We start from the raw sequence: 730 nt of genomic DNA, 5'->3' as shown, positions 1-730 counted from the left end.
CAACGAGTGCTGATCCTAACTCTCCTCCACGTACAGCCATAAGTCCTGCTACTCCAGAGACAAAACCAGATTCAACGAAGGAACCAACGAGAAGCGTTATGGCTGTAGAGCTCTGTAAAACCATCGCTGTAAAAAGTCCAAAGCTTACAGCAAACAATGGTTTTGAAATGACGTGGCGCATGTTATATTTAAGTCTGTCACCATAGGCGCGTTCAATTCCTGTGCGCACCATACGTGTGGACCAGAGAAGTAAAGAAACTGCACCAGCAAGATGGAGGAGTACCAATGAGCCATTCATGATACTTTTTCTTTCTCTTTTGTTTATGAATAGGGTTAACTCAAAATTGATAACTTGAAGTTTATTCTTTTTACTTTGCTTTTGCTTTTAATACTTGATTAAAATCAGAACCGCTAGGATTTTGAAAAACCTTTAAACCAAAAAAGGGAAGAATGGAATAAAGGTGGTCAAAAATATCTCCTTGAATTTGTTCGTAGTCTAGCCAAACGGTGGTATTCGTAAAGCAATAGATTTCTAAGGGTAAACCATTTTCTGTAGGGGGTAATTGTCGGGCCATAAAGGTCATATTGGGGTTGATGTTGAGATGCTGTTGTAGATAAGCAAAAACATAAGCGCGAAAAGTTCCAATGTTAGTTAAACGGCGCGTATTGGCTACAACATCGTGATTTTTATCTAATTGTGCATTCCATTGATCGATTTCTGCTATTTTTT

The 730-nt window shown here is 38.8% G+C and carries 2 pseudogenes; both read right to left on the bottom strand.

The features are described 5' to 3' along the window. A pseudogene (locus tag ACFINC_RS10655) lies at positions 1-298 on the bottom strand (Na/Pi cotransporter family protein); the annotation flags it as partial. A gap of 70 nt (positions 299-368) precedes the next feature. Next, positions 369-730: pseudogene (locus tag ACFINC_RS10650) on the bottom strand (mechanosensitive ion channel family protein); the annotation flags it as partial.

The sequence above is a fragment of the Bartonella sp. AP58NXGY genome (genome assembly GCF_042195785.1).
Taxonomy (GTDB): Bacteria; Pseudomonadota; Alphaproteobacteria; order Rhizobiales; family Rhizobiaceae; genus Bartonella.
The sequence above is the reverse complement of the archived record's forward strand: the minus strand, read 5'-3'. Positions and strand labels throughout refer to the sequence as shown.